A 2,079-nucleotide genomic window follows, 5' to 3' on the forward strand; every position below is an offset into this window, starting at 1 on the left:
GAACATTATAATGAAATCAAATAAAACTCTTCTTTCACTTGCAGTGGCATGTGGACTATTCAGCGTATCAAACGCATCTCAAGCCGCTGGTTTCCAATTGGCAGAATACTCTGCAACGGGCCTTGGGCGTGCTTACGCTGGTGAAGCGGCTATGGCTGATAACGCCAGTGCACAATGGCGTAACCCTGCCATGCTGACTTATTTGAAAGGTACGCAAATTTCTGTTGGTGCAATTTACGTTAATCCGAATGTTGATGTGAATGGAAAAATCAACGGCGCATTAGAAGCAAGCTCAAATGACTTCGCAAATGATGCCGTCATCCCCAATTTTTACCTCTCACATCAAGTGAACGATAAAATGGTACTAGGTTTAGCACTCGGTACTAACTATGGCATGGAGACCGAGCTTGACCGTAATTTCAGCGCGAGCCACTTTGGTAATCAAGCGATGGTTAAAACAATGGAAGTCAATGCCAACATCGGCTACCAACTTACTGATGTGGTCACCGTTGGCGGTGGCATTCGTTATGTGATTGGAGAAGGCCATTTCGGTGCAACCTCTCCGGCTCAAACTAAGCCTCTTCCACAAGGTACAACACTGAAGTACATGGAAGGTGAAGATAAAGCTTGGGGTTGGCAAGTGGGTACGGCATGGCAGATCAATGATAGCAATCGCATAGGCTTTACTTATAAATCAGAAGTTGACCTAAAGCTTACTGGCACAGCGAATATATTTTCGAAAGAATCGGGCAAGGTAGTGAATGATACAGGTTCAATGATGCTCACTATGCCTGCCACCGCTGAACTGGCTAGCTACCACCAACTAAATGAACAGTTGGCACTACATGCCAGTATTAACTGGACCGATTGGAGCAGTTTCGAAAAGCTTGAAGCGGATTTAAACACTCTTGGCTCAGTGATGGTTAAAGAAGAAAACTGGGAAGACAATTACCGTTTTGCTCTGGGTGCTACTTACCAAGTCGATGCAAAATTAGCACTGCGTACAGGCATTGCTTACGATATGGCGGCAGTTAACGATAAAAACCGTACCATTACCATCCCTGAAACTGATCGAACTTGGTTAAGCGTTGGTGCGGAGTATGCCTTCACGGAACAATTCACCGTAGACACTGGCTTTACTTACATTTTTGCCAAAGATGCCAACATTGTGGAATCTCGTGGTTATGCTTCAGATGATGCAGCGCAAGCCGTTGGAGGCCAATTTTCTGGTACAACGACGGGTAATGTTTGGCTTATCGGCGCACAAGCCAATTATCGCTTCTAAACTCATTAGAGATACTCCCAGAGGCCAGAGCACTGCTCTGGCTTTTTTATTCCTTGTAATTTCGATGGTTTTTGCTGCCGAGTAGTTGAGCTATGATAGCGGCAACGCTATTAATGAACAGGACTGAGCATGTCGACTGAAGAAATTAAAAATGAACGCCATAAGGCGAGGCAACAGAAAGTAAAAGAGCAAGTCGATGCACGAATTGCCGCGGCCCAGCAAGAGAAAGGGTTGTTATTGATCATTACCGGCAATGGCAAAGGGAAATCTACCTCAGGTTTTGGCACCATTGCGCGCGCTGTTGGCCACGGTTTGAAATGTTCGGTAGCTCAGTTCATTAAAGGAACCTGGGAAAATGGTGAACGTAATCTGCTTGAAAAACTGGGCGTCGAATTTCAAGTCATGGCGACGGGCTTTACTTGGGAAACACAAAATAAAGAAGCCGATACCGCAGCGGCGCAAGGGGTTTGGCAAGAGTGCAAACGCATGCTTAAAGATGAGTCGATTGATGTGGTGTTGTTTGATGAGCTGACCTACATGGTGAGCTATGGCTATATCGAATTAGACGAAGTGATTGAAGCCTTAGCAACACGGCCAGCAATGCAGTCGGTGGTGATCACGGGCCGAGGAGCACACCGCAGCTTGATTGAAATCGCCGATACGGTGTCGGAAGTCAAAAATGTGAAACACGCATTTGAGTCGGGCATCAAAGCACGAAAAGGCATCGACTGGTGATAAAAAAAGCCTCCTCTAAATTGAGGAGGCTTGATCAATCATAATGAAATCAACCCAGT

2 protein-coding genes are annotated in these 2,079 nt (G+C 45.8%); both read left to right on the forward strand.

From position 1 onward, the window contains the following. The first annotated feature begins 10 nt into the window (after nucleotides 1-10). Nucleotides 11-1,285, forward strand: coding sequence for an outer membrane protein transport protein (locus B9J87_RS02340; RefSeq protein WP_094149280.1), 1,275 nt, complete (start codon nucleotides 11-13; stop codon nucleotides 1,283-1,285). Nucleotides 1,286-1,414: 129 nt separating this feature from the next. Continuing rightward, a complete protein-coding gene (gene cobO / locus B9J87_RS02345; RefSeq protein WP_088728742.1) occupies nucleotides 1,415-2,020 on the forward strand; it encodes a cob(I)yrinic acid a,c-diamide adenosyltransferase in 606 nt (201 codons plus the stop codon). Nucleotides 2,021-2,079 lie beyond the last annotated feature (59 nt).

This window comes from Vibrio sp. V19_P1S1T109, from assembly GCF_002241375.1.
Classification (GTDB): Bacteria; Pseudomonadota; Gammaproteobacteria; order Enterobacterales; family Vibrionaceae; genus Vibrio; species Vibrio anguillarum.